Here is a 16,814-nt window from a genome sequence, read left to right on the forward strand (position 1 = left end):
AAAGATGATTTTTGTCAAAAAGAAATATAGCCATATTATTCCAAATTGACATTAACGAGCAGGCTCATTTATTACGCTGTAGATTGCTTCTTTTTATAGCTCTTGGTCATGAGCGCTTGCTTGATAGACACCTAATAAGCGAAATTCTGCGCTTTTTCCAATCCACGCTTGTCAGAGCCTCTCTGCTTCTTCTGTTCCTTGTGTCCTTGCTTATCGTTCAACGAATGTAGCTTCATTATAGCAATGCCTATTCATTCTGTTATTGACGAACTCCCTATATTTTTAGCCGAGAGTCCCTATGATATCAAATGATTCCAGCATTTGCGAGGAAGAGAATGGAAAAGGGGGTGGCGCTGTCCCTGCCCCGGTCTTTCCTAAACGATATAGGAGGGAAAATACCTAAGATCATAGGCGTTTCCCTAATAGGAATTCCACTCCCGCCCTCTCATAATGAAGGCATAACAATGAACGATGATAGGCCAAATCTTCATTCTTATCATTCTTCAGAGGAGTGATCATAGTTCATGAGAAGGAAAAAAGGACTGCGGTTCTTCAAGCGTGGCGAGTATTATTCCAACCAATGGTCCATGGCTGAAGATAAAAGCAGAGACTGGGAGAAGCTGTATCGCGATCGCTGGTCGCATGACAAAGTGGTACGTACGACGCACGGGGTAAACTGCACGGGCTCCTGCAGCTGGAAGGTATTTGTGAAGAACGGCATGATTACATGGGAGAATCAGCAGATTGATTATCCGACCTGTGGACCGGATATGCCGGAATTCGAGCCGCGCGGATGCCCTCGCGGAGCATCATTCTCGTGGTATGAATATAGTCCGCTTCGGGTGAAATACCCCTATATGCGCGGGAAGCTGCTGCGCCTGTGGCGCGCGGCGTTAACAGAATACAAGGATCCTGTAGAAGCATGGGCAAGCATTGTTGAAGATCCTGAGAAGGCGAAGTCTTATAAGAAGGCTCGCGGTAAAGGCGGGCACGTTCGCGTAAGCTGGGAGGAAGCGAAGGAGCTGATCTCCGCACAGCTGATCTATACGATCAAGACGTACGGTCCGGACCGAATCGCAGGCTTTACGCCGATTCCGGCGATGTCCATGATTAGCTATGCTTCAGGAGCACGCTTTATCTCGCTGCTTGGAGGCGAGATGCTGAGCTTCTACGACTGGTATGCGGATTTGCCGCCGGCATCACCGCAAATTTGGGGCGAACAGACGGATGTACCGGAGTCGAGTGACTGGTACAATGCGAGCTACCTGATGATGTGGGGATCGAATGTCCCATTGACGCGTACACCTGACGCTCACTTTATGACGGAAGTTCGTTATAAAGGGACAAAGGTCGTGTCTGTTGCACCAGACTATGCGGAGAACGTAAAGTTCGCTGACCATTGGTTAGCCCCAAATCCAGGGACGGATGCAGCTGTTGCACAGGCGATGACCCACGTCATTTTAAGTGAATTTTATTACAAACGCAAGGAACCGATGTTCCTGAAATACGCAAAACAATATACGGATATGCCGTTCCTGATTCTATTGGATGAGCATGAGCAGGGATACAAGGCAGGGCGCTTCCTGCGCGCAAGCGATCTAGGCGATCATTCACAGCATGCGGAATGGAAGCCGGTTCTATATGATGCGAATGCCAATGAGATTACCATTCCGAATGGAACGATGGGGCAGCGTTGGGAAGAGGATAAGAAGTGGAATCTTATTCTGGAGCGTGAGGATGGAACTGCAATCGATCCTGCATTATCAATTGAAGCATTTGGAGCTTGTGAAACACGCATCATGTTCCCTTATTTTGATCAAAACGGCAATGGCGTGTTCGAGCGCAGCATTCCTGCGATGGAAGTAAAGCTTGAAGATGGCTCTACACGTCTTGTGACAACAGTATATGACTTGATGCTTAGCCAATACGGCATTGACCGTGAAGCAGAAGACGAAACAGCGCATTACAGCGATGCAGCGATTCATTACACGCCAGCCTGGCAGGAAAAGATTACGGGAGTCAAGCCATCTGTCGTCGTACAGGTCGCACGCGAATTTGCACAGAACTCTCTTGATTCAGGCGGACGCTCCATGATCATTATGGGCGCTGGTATCAACCACTGGTTCAATAGTGATACCATTTACCGCTCCATCTTGAATCTCGTTATCCTAACCGCATCACAAGGGGTTAACGGCGGCGGCTGGGCGCATTATGTCGGTCAAGAGAAATGCCGTCCGATCGAAGGATGGTCAACGATTGCCTTCGTGAAGGATTGGCAGGGACCGCCGCGTCTTCAGAACGCGACATCCTTCTATTATTTTGCAACAGACCAATGGAAGTATGAGGAGATGGGCGCTGACAGTCTGCAATCGCCGCTTGGCGGAGACATTCGCTATAAGCACCCTGCCGACTACAACGTCATGGCTGCAAGACTTGGCTGGCTGCCGTCTTACCCGCAGTTCAACAAGAGCAGCTTGAAGATGGTGGAAGAGGCGATTCTAGCAGGCCATTCCTCGAATCAGGAGATTATCGCTCATGCACGTGAGGAATGGATATCTGGCAAGACCAAGCTTGCAATCGAGGATCCGGATGCGCCTGAGAACTTCCCGCGCTCGCTCTTTGTATGGCGCTCCAACTTAATCTCAAGCTCTGCGAAGGGGCAGGAGTACTTTATGAAGCATCTTCTTGGTGTTGGTGAAGGCCCGCTTTCGAATCCAAATGAGGAGGAGAAGCCAGAGGAGATCGTGTGGCGAGATGAGGTCGAAGGAAAGCTTGATCTGCTTGTCGCCTTGGACTTTCGGATGACCGCAACGCCAATGTATGCCGATATCGTGCTGCCAGCAGCGACATGGTACGAGAAGACGGATCTGTCCTCTACCGACATGCATCCGTTCGTTCATCCCTTTAATCCAGCGATTGATCCGTTGTGGGAATCTCGTTCGGACTGGGATATTTACCGCTCGATTGCAGAGACCTTCTCGGAGATGGCGAAGACGCATCTGCCAGGCGTATACAAGGATATTGTAACGACACCGCTTGCGCATGATTCCGTGAACGAGATCGCACAGCCATATGGCTTGGTGAAGGATTGGAGCAAGGGAGAAATTGAAGCGATTCCTGGAAAGACGATGCCGAATATGACGATCGTTGAGCGGAATTACACACAAGTATACGACAAGTTTATAACGCTAGGTCCTAATCTAGCGGCTGGGAAGGTCGGCGCTCATGGCGTGAACTTCTCGGTAGCCGAGGAATATGAGGAAATGAAGCAGATCAACGGAATGTATTCAGACGACACGTTGAAAAATGGTCTGCCGAAGCTTCACACCGCTCGTCATGCGGCAGATGCGATTCTGAATCTTTCTTCTGCTACAAATGGACGCGTGTCCCAGCGGGCTTGGGAATCCGCAGAGCAGGATACGGGGGTAGAGCTAAAGGATATCTCCGCTGATCGCGCTGCAGAGCGCATCACGTTCCAAGGCATTACCGCGCAGCCGCGTGAAGTCATCCCGACACCGGTCTTTACGGGATCCAATAAGATGGGCAGACGCTATTCGCCATTTACGACGAATATTGAGCGGCTTATCCCATTCCGTACGCTGACAGGACGCCAGCACTATTACATTGACCATGAAATCTTCCTTCAATTCGGGGAAGCTCTGCCGGTCTTCAAGCCGACGCTGCCGCCTATGGTATTCGGACCTCGCGACAAGCAGATCCGCGGAGGACAGGACAGCCTGGTGCTTCGTTACTTGACGCCGCACGGCAAATGGAACATTCACAGCACATACCAGGATAATCTTCATATGCTGACGCTGTTCAGAGGCGGACCAACGGTATGGATTAGCGATGAGGACGCGAAGGCGCACGATATTGAGGATAACGATTGGCTCGAAGTCTACAACCGCAACGGTGTTGTTACAGCACGCGCCGTCGTCAGTCACCGGATGCCGAAGGGTACGATGTTTATGTATCATGCGCAGGATAAGCACATTAACGTGCCGGGTTCAGAGATTACGAAAGATCGCGGCGGCAGCCACAATGCGCCTACGAAGATCCATCTTAAGCCAACGCAATTGGTGGGCGGCTATGCGCAATTGAGCTACGGCTTCAACTACTATGGCCCGATCGGGAATCAGCGCGACGTATACGTTGCGGTTCGCAAGATGAAGGAGGTGAACTGGCTTGAAAATTAAAGCACAAGTAGCCATGGTGCTTAATCTGGATAAATGCATCGGCTGCCATACATGCAGCGTAACCTGCAAGAGCACGTGGACCAATCGCCCAGGTGCGGAGTATATGTGGTTCAACAACGTTGAAACCAAGCCAGGGATCGGTTATCCGATGCGTTGGGAAGATCAGGAGCAGTACAAGGGCGGCTGGACGCTTAAGAATGGCAAGCTCGAACTGAAGGCGGGAGGCAAGCTGTCGAAGCTGGCATTAGGCAAGCTGTTCTACAATCCGGATATGCCGGAGATGAAGGATTACTATGAGCCATGGAACTACAACTATGAGCACCTGACTCAGGCTGGAGAGAAGAAGCACCAGCCTGTAGCCCGCCCTCATTCGGTAATCACGGGAGACAAGATGAATCTTAAGTGGGGACCGAACTGGGAGGATGACTTGGCAGGCGCACATGTGACCGGACCAAAGGATCCGAACATTGAGAAGATTGAAGAGGATATTCAATTCAACTTCGAGCAGGCGTTCATGACCTACTTGCCGCGCTTGTGCGAGCATTGCTTGAACCCAAGCTGTGTCGCTTCTTGCCCTTCAGGCGCAATGTATAAGCGTGAGGAGGACGGCATCGTCCATGTCGATCAGGATGCCTGCCGCGGCTGGCGCTTCTGCATGACGGGCTGCCCTTATAAAAAAGTATATTACAACTGGAAGACCAACAAAGCGGAGAAATGCACGTTCTGCTTCCCTCGCATCGAGGCTGGCCTGCCTACCGTATGTGCTGAGACTTGTACGGGGCGTATCCGCTATCTAGGCGTGCTTCTATATGACGCTGACCGAGTGCAAGAGGCAGCCTCCATGGAAAATGAGCAGGATCTGTATCAAGCACAGCTAGATTTGTTCTTAGATCCTCATGATCCTGAGGTGATCAAACAGGCGCGCGAAGACGGCATTCAAGAGGAATGGATTGTTGCAGCGCAGAACTCGCCGATCTATAAGCTTGCAATTGAATACAAGCTCGCTTTTCCGCTTCATCCGGAATACCGCACGCTGCCAATGATATGGTATGTACCGCCGCTTAGCCCGATCATGAACTACTTTGAAGGCAAGGATTCCATACAGAATCCAGACCTCATCTTCCCTGCGATTGAGGAGATGCGAACGCCCATTCAATATATCGCGAATATGCTCACAGCAGGCGATATGATATCTGTGAAGGAAGCTCTTCAACGGCTGGCGATGATGCGCTTGTACATGCGAGCGAAGACGATGAACAAGGAATTCGATGAGTCGCGCCTTGCACGTGTAGGCTTAAGTCCAAAGCAGACGGAAGAAATGTATCGTTTGCTGGCTATTGCGAAGGTTGAAGATCGCTATGTGATTCCGACCTCCCATAAGGAGCAGGTCATGATGGACCCATACCGTTCCCAAGGCTCCACTGGCTTTGGCGGCATGGACTGCAGCGGCTGTTCCATCGCAGGAGCCTTCGGCAGCGGTTCGAAGAAGGCGGAAGAAGAGCAATTCTATGGAGGGATCTGGCGTGATTAATCTGGAGAAGCTTCATGCTTATCAACGAGGATTTGGATTCTTTGTGCAGCAGTTGACTTATCCGGAGCAGCTTGACTTCAATCCTACTGGGCTGGAGGAGTACATGGACTCCTCCTACCCTGCTTATAGCTTCATCCTGCAATACTGGGAGCGAATGCAGCATTACAGTTTAGAGCAGCTTCAAGAGCTGTACGTCGAGACATTTGATTTTCAGCGGAAATCCACGCTGTATATGACGTATTTCAAATACGAGGATTCCAAAGAGCGGGGAGCGATGCTAGCAGAGCTCAAATCCATCTATCAGTTGTACGGCCTTGATATGGTCAATGAGGAGCTTCCGGATTATTTGCCGCTTATTCTTGAATTCTTATATGCCGTGGATGGATTAACTGGCGAGCAGGCACAAGGACACTTGGGGAAGGTGATTGCGGTACTGGAGGATGGAACCTACCATCTGGTCAAAGCACTTGAACAATACAAGAGTCCTTATCACCCCTTGCTTATGGGGCTGCGCGAAACATTTAAAGCATGTGTAGTGAAGGAGGATGGGGTTCAATGAATATGCTGGACCAGTTCTTATGGGTAATCTTCCCTTATTTGTGCATAACGGTCTTTATTATTGGACATATCTATCGCTATCGCGTAGATCAAATGAACTGGACGGCTAAATCTAGTGAATTTGTCGAAAAAAAGCAGCTTCGAATTGGAAGCATGATGTTCCATATTGGCGTGCTGCCCGTTATTGCCGGTCATGTAGTTGGACTTGGCATACCGAAGTCATGGATGCATGCGCTAGGCATCAATGATCATATGTACCATATCGGCGCCGTTTATATTGGGAGCTTCTTTGGCATATTGACCTTGCTCGGCATGCTGATCTTGACTTCAAGACGATTCACGAAGAAGAATGTTCGCCGTTTAAGCTCATTTTCGGATCTGGCGGTCAATGTTGCGCTGCTGCTTATCATATTGCTCGGCATATACAGCACGATTGTGACGAATGCCGTAGAGCCAAGCTTTGATTATCGCACGACAATCTCGGTATGGTTCCGACATCTGTTTATCTTCCAGCCAGATGCATCCTATATGCAAGACGTGCCGTTGTCGTTTAAGCTGCATATCTTATCGGGCTTCTTCATTTTTGGCATGTGGCCGTTTACGCGTCTTGTTCATGTGTGGAGTGTTCCATTGCGCTATTTCCGCAGAAGTTATATCTTGTATAGAAAGCAATAGAGAGGTTAGGGAGGAATTGCTCTAACCTTCATGAAGGAGATTTTGCAATGGATCATAAACAGTTTGATTATCAGGGAGCGATCGATCAGCTTAGGGAGCAGTTCAAGCTTGACTTTGCTGCAGTCGCATTAGTCCAGTCCGCAGAGGAGCGCTTTGTGCTGACCTGGCAGTTTGCTTCTGGAAATATCAATGAACGATATAAGCGGATTGTCTTGCAGTCAGGCAAGGGTATTGCAGGGATTGTCTTCAAGACTGGGAAGCCGGAGCTGATTCAAGATGTTCAGGCTGATATTGATGCGCATGAGCTCTTCAATTATCCGATCATCGTTGCAGAGCGACTAGTCAGTCTCGGAGCTGTTCCGCTATGGAGCAATCGAAGGGTTACCGGGGTGGTCTTGGCAGGCTTTCGCGATAACAAGCGTTTGACAACATCCATGTTTGAAGTCTTGCAGGAGGCCATTATAGAGCAATTCGGACCTATTTACGATAAGGAGATGGCGAATCATTGATGCATACGGCAGATGCGAAGTTGACTCACATGCTTATGAAATTGTTCAGCCATAGCAAGGAAGCAATCTTTTTTACGAATCAACAAGGTAAGATTCTTGCCATGAACCCTGCTGCAGAACAAATTATAGAGCCGAACTGGATTGAGGAGCTCTATGAACAAGAAGCCCAGAATGTGTGCCAACTATGCAGAGGCTATACGAACGAAGTGGAGCTCATGTCTTGCATCAATTGCTTCTTGCATCATCCAGAAGAGGATTTCTCCTCCTTTCAGGTGTTTTTAAAGACGAAGGATAAGGGCGTCATCCCTTATGCGGCCAGCTATCATATTATCGATGAAATAGAAGGCGTTCGCGCTTTTATGCTTCGTGATTTAACCAAGCAGTTCAAAACGCAAGAGAAACTCTATCAAACCAATATGCTGAAGTATGTCATCAAGGCACAAGAAGATGAGAGAAAGCGAATATCAAGAGAGCTGCACGATAGTGTGGCGCAGGAATTGCTAAGCCTGCTTGTTGATATGCGGCTCATCAAGTATATGAATGCCGATGAAGAGGTGCTGAACAAGATTCAACAAACAGAAGTCTCCTTGACTAGGCTTCTTGACGATATTCGCCACTTGTCCTTGGAGCTTAGACCCGCCTCGCTCGATGATCTGGGTTTGGAGGCCGCCTTTCGTTCCCATTTCAAATGGATCGAGAAAAACTATGGGCTGCTGGTTCACTTCTCAGCCGAGCTTTCCGCAGCTCGCTACAGCAGCGAGATCGAAACGGTGGTCTACCGAGTATGCCAAGAGGCCGTGCTGAATGCGCTCAAATACGCTGGAACTGACGAGGTCTATGTCCGTTTGTTCGAAGACCAAGGCTGCTTGCAGCTTATGGTGAAGGATGATGGCATTGGCTTCGACCTTAATGATATTGAGATCAAAGGAACAGGCCTTGGACTTTACGGCATGCACGAGCGAGCAGAGCTTGTGAACGGCCAACTCAAAATGGAATCGAAATCTGGCAAGGGAACGACCGTGCATCTGCTGGTCCCGTTGCCAGTAGAAGATGATTAACATACTTGAGAAGGATGCGGAGGACAGAGGCAATGAAGATCGTGATAGCAGATGATCATGCCGTTGTGCGGAGCGGCTTCTCCATGATTCTCAATTACCAGCCGGACATGGAGGTTGTGGCTACCGCAGCGGATGGAATGGAAGCTTATGCAATGGTCGCGAAGCATCAGCCTGATGTGCTGCTGCTCGACTTGAGTATGCCGCCTGGAGAGAGCGGATTGATTGCAACTAGCAAGGTGAGCAGGGATTTCCCGGATACGAAAATCCTGATCTTAACGATGCATGACGATGAAGATTACTTGTTCCATGTGCTCAAAAATGGGGCTTCCGGCTATGTGCTGAAGCATGCTCCGGATGAGGAGCTTGTGTCTGCGATACGAACGGTGTATCAGGGAGGCACCTATATTCATCCGAAGATGGCGACCTCGCTTGTTCGGGAGTGGATGAAGAAGACCGAGGACGCGGGAGACTCCGATCCGTTTCAGATTCTGTCTACTCGCGAGATCGAGATTCTGCCGCTTATTGCGAAGGGGTATGGCAATAAGGAGATTGCGGAGAAGCTGTATATTTCAGTTAAGACGGTAGAGGCTCATAAAGCAAAGATCATGGAGAAGCTGGATCTAAAGAGTCGACCGGAATTAGTGGAATATGCGCTGAAAAAGAAGCTGCTTGATTTTTGACGGTTAACGAAATGATCGAAACGTACATCTAAATATAGAGGCGACTACGGTTCCTGTTTCCAAGCTGTGACGGCTGGGTATGCATGGGATCACGCTCCCTCTATGTCATTTTGTATGGTAAAAATTTATATTTATGTATTTAATTTATAATCTTTGATTCTTCGAGTAAAGGGTGATTGAAACATGATAAAGAAAGCCCAACTGCCTCTTCAAACCTTAAGTTTGGTGCTAGGATTCATGGTATGGGTGATTCTGTCTTCCTTGCTGCCATTTATTCAAGAGGATATTGCCATTCCTGCTGATAAAGTGGCAATCCTTACGGCAATCCCTGTCGTGCTCGGCTCCATCTTACGGATTCCGCTTGGGTACTATACGAATGTGATTGGAGCCCGGTGGGTATTTGCAGTCAGCTTCCTGGTTCTACTGTTCCCTGTCTATTACATCAGTGAAGCTTCTTCGTATACAGATCTAATCATCGGGGGGATCTTCCTCGGGATTGGCGGAGCTGTCTTTTCTGTTGGGGTAACCTCGCTTCCAAAGTATTATCCAAAAGAAAGACATGGCTTCGTTAACGGTGTGTACGGCATGGGGAATATGGGGACTGCAGTAACGACCTTTGCGGCGCCAGTCTTGGCTACTCAGCTTGGCTGGGCAGCGACGGTAAAGCTGTACTTGGTGCTGCTGCTTGTATTTGCCCTGCTCAATATCGTGCTTGGCGACCGTAAAGAGCCTAGAGTGAAGACTCCGCTAATGGAGCAAATCAAAGGCGTATACAAGAATGAGAAGCTGTGGCTGTTCTCCTTCTTCTACTTCATTACGTTCGGCGCATTCGTTGCGTTTACGGTCTTTCTGCCGAACTTCCTTGTTACCAACTTTGGATTGGAAAAGGTGGATGCGGGGACAAGAACGGCGATCTTTATCGCGATTGCAACCTTTGGTCGTCCAACTGGCGGATGGCTCGGGGATATATTCAATGCCTATAAACTGATGATGGGCGTATTTGTAGGACTGACGATTTCCGCAATCATTCTGGCCTTTTCCCCATCGATCGGACTGTACACGGTAGGCTGCTTAGGGGTTGCTGTTAGTGCAGGGCTTGGCAACGGCGTACTTTTCAAGCTCGTGCCGCAATACTTCACGGAGCAGGCGGGAACCGTTAATGGAATCGTATCGATGATGGGCGGTCTTGGGGGCTTTTTCCCTCCGCTGATGCTGTCCTCGATCTATGCGATTACCGGTCAGTATTCCATCGGATTCATGGCATTGTCTCAAGTTTCCTTAGCGAGCGTTATTCTCGTTGTATGGATGTATGTATCGAATAAGCCAACAACAAAGGATAATGGCAAGCATCAACAAGAAGCAAATGGAATGAATGCCTCTCTATCCTAAAATGGAAACCGCGAGGCCAGACTTAAATGGACTCGATAGAAGTCAGCAGATTCCAATAGCGTCAATGGTTCTCCATGTATACGCTAACAAATGGTGGAAAGGGAGATCTTAGCTTATGCTAGGGTCTCTCTTTGCTTTGTCGACTCCAATCATCAAAATAGGGATTTCCCTGCTAGAACAAGGGAGCTTCCCTATTACAAGAGTGAACCGGAGTCGTTACAATACGAGGTAGCGGGATGCGAGATCATGGAGTTCGATGGAAGACAGTCATAGAAGGAACACCATCGCATCAGATGTCAATCACCGTTTACGATTCGATACAGCCTATATATCGATTATAGATAACTTTGTGAAAAGGATCACTGAAAAAGGATAGGGATCTAGCTCGGGGCGGCTTTGCTGCTTGTCCCCATAAGGAGGGTGGATGCATGAATAAGGAATCTCGCTACGCCAAACAAATGCAATTTGAACCCATTGGAAGAGAGGGACAGCAGCGCCTCATGCAGTCGCGAGTTGCCATTATCGGCTGTGGCGCCCTTGGGTCTGCAGCTGCAGAGCTTCTCGTTCGCGCAGGGGTTGGAACGATTCATCTTGCTGACCGGGACTATGTGGAGATGTCGAATCTTCATCGCCAGCAGCTCTTTACCGAGGCTGACGCTGAAGTGATGAATCCCAAGGTTGTCGCTGCTTATGATCGCTTAAAAGCGATCCGCTCTGATGTTGAGGTCATGACTTATGCGGAGCATGTAGACGCCATGCTTATGGAGCAGCTTGCCGCGCAGTGCGATCTTATTATAGACGCCACCGACAACTTTGAAACGAGGCTTCTGATCAATGATGCAGCCTATCGGAAGGGCGTGCCATGGATCTATGGCGCTTGCGTTGGAAGCACAGGCCGTGTATATCCATTTCTGCCTGATGACAAGGAAGCGCCCTGCTTCCGATGCCTGCTGCCAACGCTGCCCTCCGTCAATGCGACGTGCGAAAATGCGGGCATTATTGCGCCGGCTGTTCAAATTACCGCATCCTATCAATGCAGCGAGGCCTTGAAGTGGCTAACCGGAGAGCGCAAGGCAATGAGAAGGAAAATGCTGCATTTCGATGTGTGGAATTCAGGTCAGATGGAGATAGGCATTCTCAGAATGAAGAATGGACAATGCATGACGTGCGGAGAAGTTCCATCCTTTCCTTCACTTTCCAGGGACCAAGCCGACAAGTCCGCAGTCTTATGCGGTCGTAATGCGGTTCAGCTGATGCCTGGGGCGGGGCGAAAGATTACGCTTGAAGAAGCGGAGAAGCTTGCTCAGAAGCTCAAGCTTAAGCATAAACGAACGCCATACTTTATGGAGCTGCACTATGAGGGCAATCGATGGATGCTGTTCGAGCAAGGACGATTGATTATACACGGCATTCAAGATATGGAAGAAGGCCGAAGAGCATTTCATCGGCTATTTGGGTAGAAGCATGGTGCTGTCATGGATTCAACAGCACCACTTCAGACTGATCGTTTAAGGACTCCAGCACGCAGCTAGGGCGACTTCAGCCGACTGTATTTAGCTCGGTAGATTCAGGCTTTTCACAATAAGGACAGAATTAGCAGGGCAGATCCTTGCGGTCATAGTCTCCATTTTTTCCGCCTGACTTGTGCATGAGCATGGTAGGCCCGATCACCATCTCTTTGCCGGCTGCCTTGCACATATCATAGATGGTCAAGGCTGCAACGGAGGCTGCGGTCAGCGCTTCCATCTCAACGCCTGTTCGCCCCGTCGTTTTGACCTCGGCTTCAATGCCGACTTCGTAATGGGCGCGTTCGAGATCAATCATCCATTCAAAACGAATATTAACACCTGTTAAGGCAATCGGATGGCACATCGGGATCATCGTCGAGGTTCCCTTCGCGGCCATAATGCCGGCCACTTGGGCAACGGCGAATACATCACCTTTTTTATTCGTGCCGCTTTCGATCTGCTTGTAAATCGATTCATTCACGGTGATGGAGGATTTGGCGATGGCGGTTCTTGTCGTTTCCTGCTTGTCGGATACGTCCACCATCTTCGCTCTGCCTTGCTCGTTAAAGTGAGTTAATTCAGACATGGCTCACACTCCTTGCTGTTCATGTCCCATAGTATATCACGGAAGAAGAAGGGAGACACAACCGATGAAACTTAATCGCACACCGATCTCTGTATCTGAAGCGATGAACAAGATTATGGATCGAGTCACGGTGATGGAGCAAGAGTCCGTTCCCATCCACGACGCTCAGAATCGCATATTGGCAGAGCCGATACACGCGAGTCATGATGTGCCATTGTTCGATCGCGCTGCTTTTGATGGCTACGCTGTTCGATCCCTTGATACGGAAGGCGCTTCCGGAGAACAGCGCCGCACGTTTCGCATCGTTGGCCAGGTTGGTGCTGGCCAGGTGTGGGAGGGCAGCCTGCATGCAGGCGAAGCGGTACGCATTATGACCGGGGCTAAGCTCCCCGCTGACGCAGATGCGGTGGTCATGCTTGAACAAGCCGTGGAGCATGACGGCGCATTTAAGATTCGTAAACCATTTGAGCAGCATGAACATGTTTCTTTGCAAGGGGAAGAAGTAAAGGAAGGCGGGCTGCTGCTTAAGCCCGGCACGTTCATTCATCCAGGGGTAATCGCAGTGCTTGCGACGTTTGGCGTTTCAGAGGTGAAGGTGGCAAGACGCCCTTTAGTCGGCATTCTATGCACGGGCACAGAACTGCTTCAAGTCGATGAGGAGCTTGTTCCAGGCAAGATTCGAAACAGCAACGGTCCGATGATCACGGCTCAGCTTGCGCGTCTTGGCATTCCAAGCCGTTACTATGGCATGGTTGCGGATAATCTTGAGTGTTGTCTAGGCAGTGTCACGCAGGCTTTGGAAGAGTGCGACCTCGTGATCACGACAGGCGGTGTCTCGGTGGGCGATTATGATTATTTACCTGAGATCTATCATGAACTTGGGGCTGAGGTATTGTTCAATAAGGTGGCAATGAGACCAGGCAGTGTGACGACAGCTTCCATCTTGGGTCAAAAGCTGCTCTTTGGCTTGTCTGGCAACCCATCAGCTTGCTTCACTGGATTCGAACTGTTTGCGCGCCCAGCGCTGTTGAAGATGATGGGAGCTGAAAAACCATTCCTTCCATATGCCAAAGCATATCTTGAAGAAGACTTCCCGAAGCCGAATCCGTTCATGCGCTTCGTGCGCGCTGTCTATGAGTCGACACCGATTGGGGCGAAGGTTAGACCGGCGGGCTTTAACAAGTCCAACGCCGTTACCTCGATTGCGAACGCGAATGCGATCCTCATCCTGCCGGGAGGAACGCGTGGATACACAGCAGGCAGAGAAGTGGACGTGCTGCTTCTTGGTGCTGAAGAGGGGGTTAACCGATGGATGCTATAAAGGTACTGCAAGTTGTTGGCTATAAAGACAGCGGCAAGACGACCTTGATAGAAAAGTGGATAGAAGGCCTATCGAAGGCCAACTATCTTGCATCTGTTGTAAAGCATCACGGTCATGGCAGTCCTCTTGCGCTCCCCCCAGCGAATACGGACAGCACACGACACTTCCATGCCGGAGCGCTAAGCTCGATAGCGGCTGGAGGAGGCAGCATGGTGTTGCAAATGAGAGGAGAGCCGACTTTTACTCGTTTGCTCCAGCTCGCCTCCCTTTCGGAGCCCGATATTATTTTCGTGGAAGGCTACAAACAAGAAGACGAGCCGAAGGTAGTTATAGTAAGATGGCTAGAGGAATGGGACACGCTGAGGAAGCTCGACAACATACAATTGGTTCTGACTTATGACCAAGTGGAGATTCCGGAGCGGCATATTCAAGTCATCCTACTGAATGATGAAGCGTCCATTCAAGAATGGATTATTGCATATATAAAGGGTGAAGCAGATGAAGCAGTATGAGATCGTCGAGCATCCGATTGATACGGATGCTTATGTGAAGCAGGTGCTGCATCCAGGAGCGGGTGCCGTCACGGTATTTACCGGACATGTTAGAGAATGGACCCATGGCATCCGTACATTATACTTGGCTTATGAAGCCTATGTACCGATGGCGGAGAAGAAGCTGAAGCAGATTGGCGAAGAGATTGAGAGCCGCTGGCCAGGAACGCGAACTGCGATTGCCCATCGGATCGGGGAACTGCAAATTAGCGATATTGCGGTCGTGATCGCCGTATCCTCACCGCACCGCAAGGCAGCCTATGAAGCGAACGAATATGCGATAGAACGAATAAAGGAAATGGTACCGATCTGGAAAAAGGAGATTTGGGAAAACGGAGAGGAATGGGTCGGAACCCAGCATAAAAAGCCGTCAGGAGGAGAGCAATGATACGCATTTATTATTTTGCCGCTCTAAAAGATGTTGTCGGCATGTCAGAGGAGAAGCTGGAGCTAGAAGATTGTACAGTCCATGCGTTGAAGGAGCATCTGGTGAAGCGCTATCCGGCACTTGCAGCCGCTACTTACTTTGTAGCCGTCAATGAAGAGTATGCAACAGAAGATGATCAGATTCATTCCGGGGATGTCGTCGCGCTTATTCCTCCTGTCAGCGGAGGATAATCAATGTGGACGGAATCATAGGAATTGTACTCGCTGGCGGGATGTCGAGCCGCTTTGGCTCCCCAAAGGCACTAGCCAAGCTTCAAGGAAAGCTCTATTATGAGCTTGCTTGTGAAGCCATGTCAGCGATCGCAGAACGCATCGTCATCGTAAGCAGACCTGAGTTCCGTTCACAGCTTCAAGGGAATGCCGATGTGATCGAGGATGATCCTGACTTTGCTGGCTGCGGGCCGCTTGCAGGGATCTATTCCGTCATGGAGCGATACCCTGCACAGCTGTATGCGGTTCTACCCTGCGACATGCCTTATCTGACCGGTGACGTGCTTGAAGCATTAGCAGCTTCGTATAAAGGAGAGGATGTCCTTGCAGTCTCATTTGCAGGTAAGGATCATCCTTTGGTCGGACTGTATGCATCTACGATGATGGAGCCGATACAGACGGCTTTGAAGCAGGAGAGATATGCGGTCATGAAGCTGCTCCAGACCGTGAATACCAGATTCGTTAAGGGCGAGGAGATCCTACCCGATCAAGAACAGGGAATGTGGACATTTAAAAATATAAACGTTCCGTTGGAATAGACGGTGGGTTCGTTTACATTCAAAGAAAGGAAGCGTGGGCTTATGACAGCAGGATGGATGTATGATCAATGGCAGCGCCCCATGCGCGATCTTCGTATCTCAGTTACGGATCGCTGTAATTTTCGATGCACCTATTGCATGCCGAAGGAGATCTTTGGCGATGACTATGCCTTCCTGCCAAAGCATAAGCTGCTCACTTTTGAAGAGATCACAAGAGTGGCAAGGCTTTGTGCTTCCATGGGCGTGAAGAAGATTCGTCTCACAGGCGGTGAACCGCTGCTGCGTCCACACTTGGACGAATTGGTTCGCATGCTTCTTCAGATTGAAGGCATCGAGGATATCGGCCTTACAACGAATGGACTTCTTTTACGATCACAAGGCGAAGCTTTATATGAAGCGGGGCTTCGAAGAATAAATGTAAGCCTGGATGCTCTCGATCCTGATCGTTTTGCCAAACTGAACGGCAGAGGAATCACTCCAGATGTGATCTTGTCCAATATCGAGTGGGCACAGTCGCTTGGATTTAAGATCAAGGTAAATATGGTTGTACAAAAGCATGTCAATGAAGATGACATCCTGCCTATGGCCGCACATTTGAAAGAGAAGGGCATTACACTGTGCTTTATCGAATTTATGGATGTAGGCAATGACAATGGCTGGAGTATGGAAAAAGTCATTACTAAGCGTGAGCTTTATGAGATGCTAAACACGGTATATGAGCTTGAGCCTGTAGATGCAGACTACTTTGGCGAAGTGTCGAAACGCTATCGCTATAAAGGCAGTCATACGGAAGTTGGCTTTATTAGTTCCGTGTCGGAAACCTTCTGCTCGTCATGCACCAGAGCTCGTTTATCCTGCGATGGGAGCCTGTACACCTGTTTGTTTGCTTCGGAAGGGCATGATTTGAAGGAAATGCTTCGCGGCGATGCTGGCGATCAAGAACTGCTCGAAGCCATTCGAGCGATATGGGAGAAGCGAACGGATCGATACTCGGATGAACGGTCACTACTTACGCAATCCCGCAAAAAGATCAATATGTCCTATATCGGAGGGTAG

Annotated in this window: 16 protein-coding genes; 15 read left to right on the top strand and 1 reads right to left on the bottom strand. The window is 49.5% G+C overall.

Annotated features, from left to right (window positions below):
• The first annotated feature begins 524 nt into the window (after positions 1 to 524).
• The 9 genes from I2H74_RS12895 to I2H74_RS12935 all read left to right on the top strand — a co-directional run bounded on the left by I2H74_RS12895 (position 525) and on the right by I2H74_RS12935 (position 12,056).
• A complete protein-coding gene (locus I2H74_RS12895) occupies positions 525 to 4,196 on the top strand; it encodes a nitrate reductase subunit alpha (RefSeq protein WP_195574362.1) in 3,672 nt (1,223 codons plus the stop codon).
• Entirely contained in the window at positions 4,186 to 5,727 is a 1,542-nt protein-coding gene (gene narH / locus I2H74_RS12900) for a nitrate reductase subunit beta (protein WP_195574363.1), read from the top strand. Before I2H74_RS12895 ends, narH begins: the two co-directional genes overlap by 11 nt.
• Entirely contained in the window at positions 5,720 to 6,286 is a 567-nt protein-coding gene (gene narJ / locus I2H74_RS12905) for a nitrate reductase molybdenum cofactor assembly chaperone (protein ID WP_195574364.1), read from the top strand. The genes narH and narJ overlap by 8 nt, the downstream gene beginning before the upstream one ends.
• Positions 6,283 to 6,960: a respiratory nitrate reductase subunit gamma gene (gene narI, locus I2H74_RS12910; protein WP_195574365.1), complete on the top strand. Its 678-nt coding sequence runs from the start codon at positions 6,283 to 6,285 to the stop codon at positions 6,958 to 6,960. Before narJ ends, narI begins: the two co-directional genes overlap by 4 nt.
• Positions 6,961 to 7,007: 47 nt before the next feature.
• Positions 7,008 to 7,469, top strand: coding sequence for a GAF domain-containing protein (locus I2H74_RS12915; protein WP_195574366.1), 462 nt, complete (start codon positions 7,008 to 7,010; stop codon positions 7,467 to 7,469).
• The gene (locus I2H74_RS12920; protein WP_195574453.1) at positions 7,469 to 8,527 is read left to right on the top strand and encodes a sensor histidine kinase; all 1,059 of its coding nucleotides are present in this window, start codon (positions 7,469 to 7,471) and stop codon (positions 8,525 to 8,527) included. Before I2H74_RS12915 ends, I2H74_RS12920 begins: the two co-directional genes overlap by 1 nt.
• A 32-nt stretch (positions 8,528 to 8,559) precedes the next feature.
• The gene (locus tag I2H74_RS12925; RefSeq protein WP_195574367.1) at positions 8,560 to 9,207 is read left to right on the top strand and encodes a response regulator; all 648 of its coding nucleotides are present in this window, start codon (positions 8,560 to 8,562) and stop codon (positions 9,205 to 9,207) included.
• 183 nt (positions 9,208 to 9,390) lie between these two features.
• Positions 9,391 to 10,596: a nitrate/nitrite transporter gene (locus I2H74_RS12930; RefSeq protein ID WP_195574368.1), complete on the top strand. Its 1,206-nt coding sequence runs from the start codon at positions 9,391 to 9,393 to the stop codon at positions 10,594 to 10,596.
• 428 nt (positions 10,597 to 11,024) lie between these two features.
• Complete coding sequence (locus I2H74_RS12935; RefSeq protein WP_195574369.1) at positions 11,025 to 12,056, top strand: ThiF family adenylyltransferase; 1,032 nt, start codon at positions 11,025 to 11,027, stop codon at positions 12,054 to 12,056.
• A gap of 133 nt (positions 12,057 to 12,189) precedes the next feature.
• Here the strand turns inward: I2H74_RS12935 and moaC are convergent, their stop codons facing one another.
• On the bottom strand, positions 12,190 to 12,690 hold the full coding sequence (gene moaC / locus I2H74_RS12940) for a cyclic pyranopterin monophosphate synthase MoaC (RefSeq protein ID WP_195574370.1): 501 nt from the start codon (positions 12,688 to 12,690) through the stop codon (positions 12,190 to 12,192).
• 64 nt (positions 12,691 to 12,754) lie between these two features.
• On the opposite strand from moaC, the gene glp reads away from it, so the two are divergent.
• The 6 genes from glp to moaA are packed head-to-tail and all read left to right on the top strand — an operon-like array spanning position 12,755 to position 16,814.
• Positions 12,755 to 14,011: a gephyrin-like molybdotransferase Glp gene (gene glp / locus I2H74_RS12945; protein WP_195574371.1), complete on the top strand. Its 1,257-nt coding sequence runs from the start codon at positions 12,755 to 12,757 to the stop codon at positions 14,009 to 14,011.
• A complete protein-coding gene (gene mobB, locus I2H74_RS12950) occupies positions 13,999 to 14,523 on the top strand; it encodes a molybdopterin-guanine dinucleotide biosynthesis protein B (protein WP_195574372.1) in 525 nt (174 codons plus the stop codon). Before glp ends, mobB begins: the two co-directional genes overlap by 13 nt.
• On the top strand, positions 14,510 to 14,950 hold the full coding sequence (locus I2H74_RS12955; protein ID WP_195574373.1) for a molybdenum cofactor biosynthesis protein MoaE: 441 nt from the start codon (positions 14,510 to 14,512) through the stop codon (positions 14,948 to 14,950). Before mobB ends, I2H74_RS12955 begins: the two co-directional genes overlap by 14 nt.
• Complete coding sequence (gene moaD, locus I2H74_RS12960) at positions 14,947 to 15,180, top strand: molybdopterin converting factor subunit 1 (protein ID WP_195574374.1); 234 nt, start codon at positions 14,947 to 14,949, stop codon at positions 15,178 to 15,180. Before I2H74_RS12955 ends, moaD begins: the two co-directional genes overlap by 4 nt.
• Before the next feature lie 5 nt (positions 15,181 to 15,185).
• On the top strand, positions 15,186 to 15,758 hold the full coding sequence (locus I2H74_RS12965; RefSeq protein ID WP_195574375.1) for a molybdenum cofactor guanylyltransferase: 573 nt from the start codon (positions 15,186 to 15,188) through the stop codon (positions 15,756 to 15,758).
• 42 nt (positions 15,759 to 15,800) lie between these two features.
• Positions 15,801 to 16,814: a GTP 3',8-cyclase MoaA gene (moaA, locus tag I2H74_RS12970; RefSeq protein ID WP_195574376.1), complete on the top strand. Its 1,014-nt coding sequence runs from the start codon at positions 15,801 to 15,803 to the stop codon at positions 16,812 to 16,814.

Source organism: Paenibacillus sp. 1001270B_150601_E10, assembly GCF_015558675.1.
GTDB lineage: Bacteria > Bacillota > Bacilli > Paenibacillales > Paenibacillaceae > Paenibacillus_B.

What these genes read in the sequence shown, in the direction of transcription:
- I2H74_RS12895 (WP_195574362.1), top strand. Translation starts at nt 525, where the DNA reads ATGAGAAGGAAAAAAGGACTGCGGTTCTTCAAGCGTGGCGAGTATTAT.
- narI (WP_195574365.1), top strand. Translation starts at nt 6,283, where the DNA reads ATGAATATGCTGGACCAGTTCTTATGGGTAATCTTCCCTTATTTGTGC.
- I2H74_RS12915 (WP_195574366.1), top strand. Translation starts at nt 7,008, where the DNA reads ATGGATCATAAACAGTTTGATTATCAGGGAGCGATCGATCAGCTTAGG.
- I2H74_RS12920 (WP_195574453.1), top strand. Translation starts at nt 7,469, where the DNA reads ATGCATACGGCAGATGCGAAGTTGACTCACATGCTTATGAAATTGTTC.
- I2H74_RS12925 (WP_195574367.1), top strand. Translation starts at nt 8,560, where the DNA reads ATGAAGATCGTGATAGCAGATGATCATGCCGTTGTGCGGAGCGGCTTC.
- I2H74_RS12930 (WP_195574368.1), top strand. Translation starts at nt 9,391, where the DNA reads ATGATAAAGAAAGCCCAACTGCCTCTTCAAACCTTAAGTTTGGTGCTA.
- I2H74_RS12935 (WP_195574369.1), top strand. Translation starts at nt 11,025, where the DNA reads ATGAATAAGGAATCTCGCTACGCCAAACAAATGCAATTTGAACCCATT.
- moaC (WP_195574370.1), bottom strand. Translation starts at nt 12,690, where the DNA reads ATGTCTGAATTAACTCACTTTAACGAGCAAGGCAGAGCGAAGATGGTG.
- glp (WP_195574371.1), top strand. Translation starts at nt 12,755, where the DNA reads ATGAAACTTAATCGCACACCGATCTCTGTATCTGAAGCGATGAACAAG.
- mobB (WP_195574372.1), top strand. Translation starts at nt 13,999, where the DNA reads ATGGATGCTATAAAGGTACTGCAAGTTGTTGGCTATAAAGACAGCGGC.
- I2H74_RS12955 (WP_195574373.1), top strand. Translation starts at nt 14,510, where the DNA reads ATGAAGCAGTATGAGATCGTCGAGCATCCGATTGATACGGATGCTTAT.
- moaD (WP_195574374.1), top strand. Translation starts at nt 14,947, where the DNA reads ATGATACGCATTTATTATTTTGCCGCTCTAAAAGATGTTGTCGGCATG.
- moaA (WP_195574376.1), top strand. Translation starts at nt 15,801, where the DNA reads ATGACAGCAGGATGGATGTATGATCAATGGCAGCGCCCCATGCGCGAT.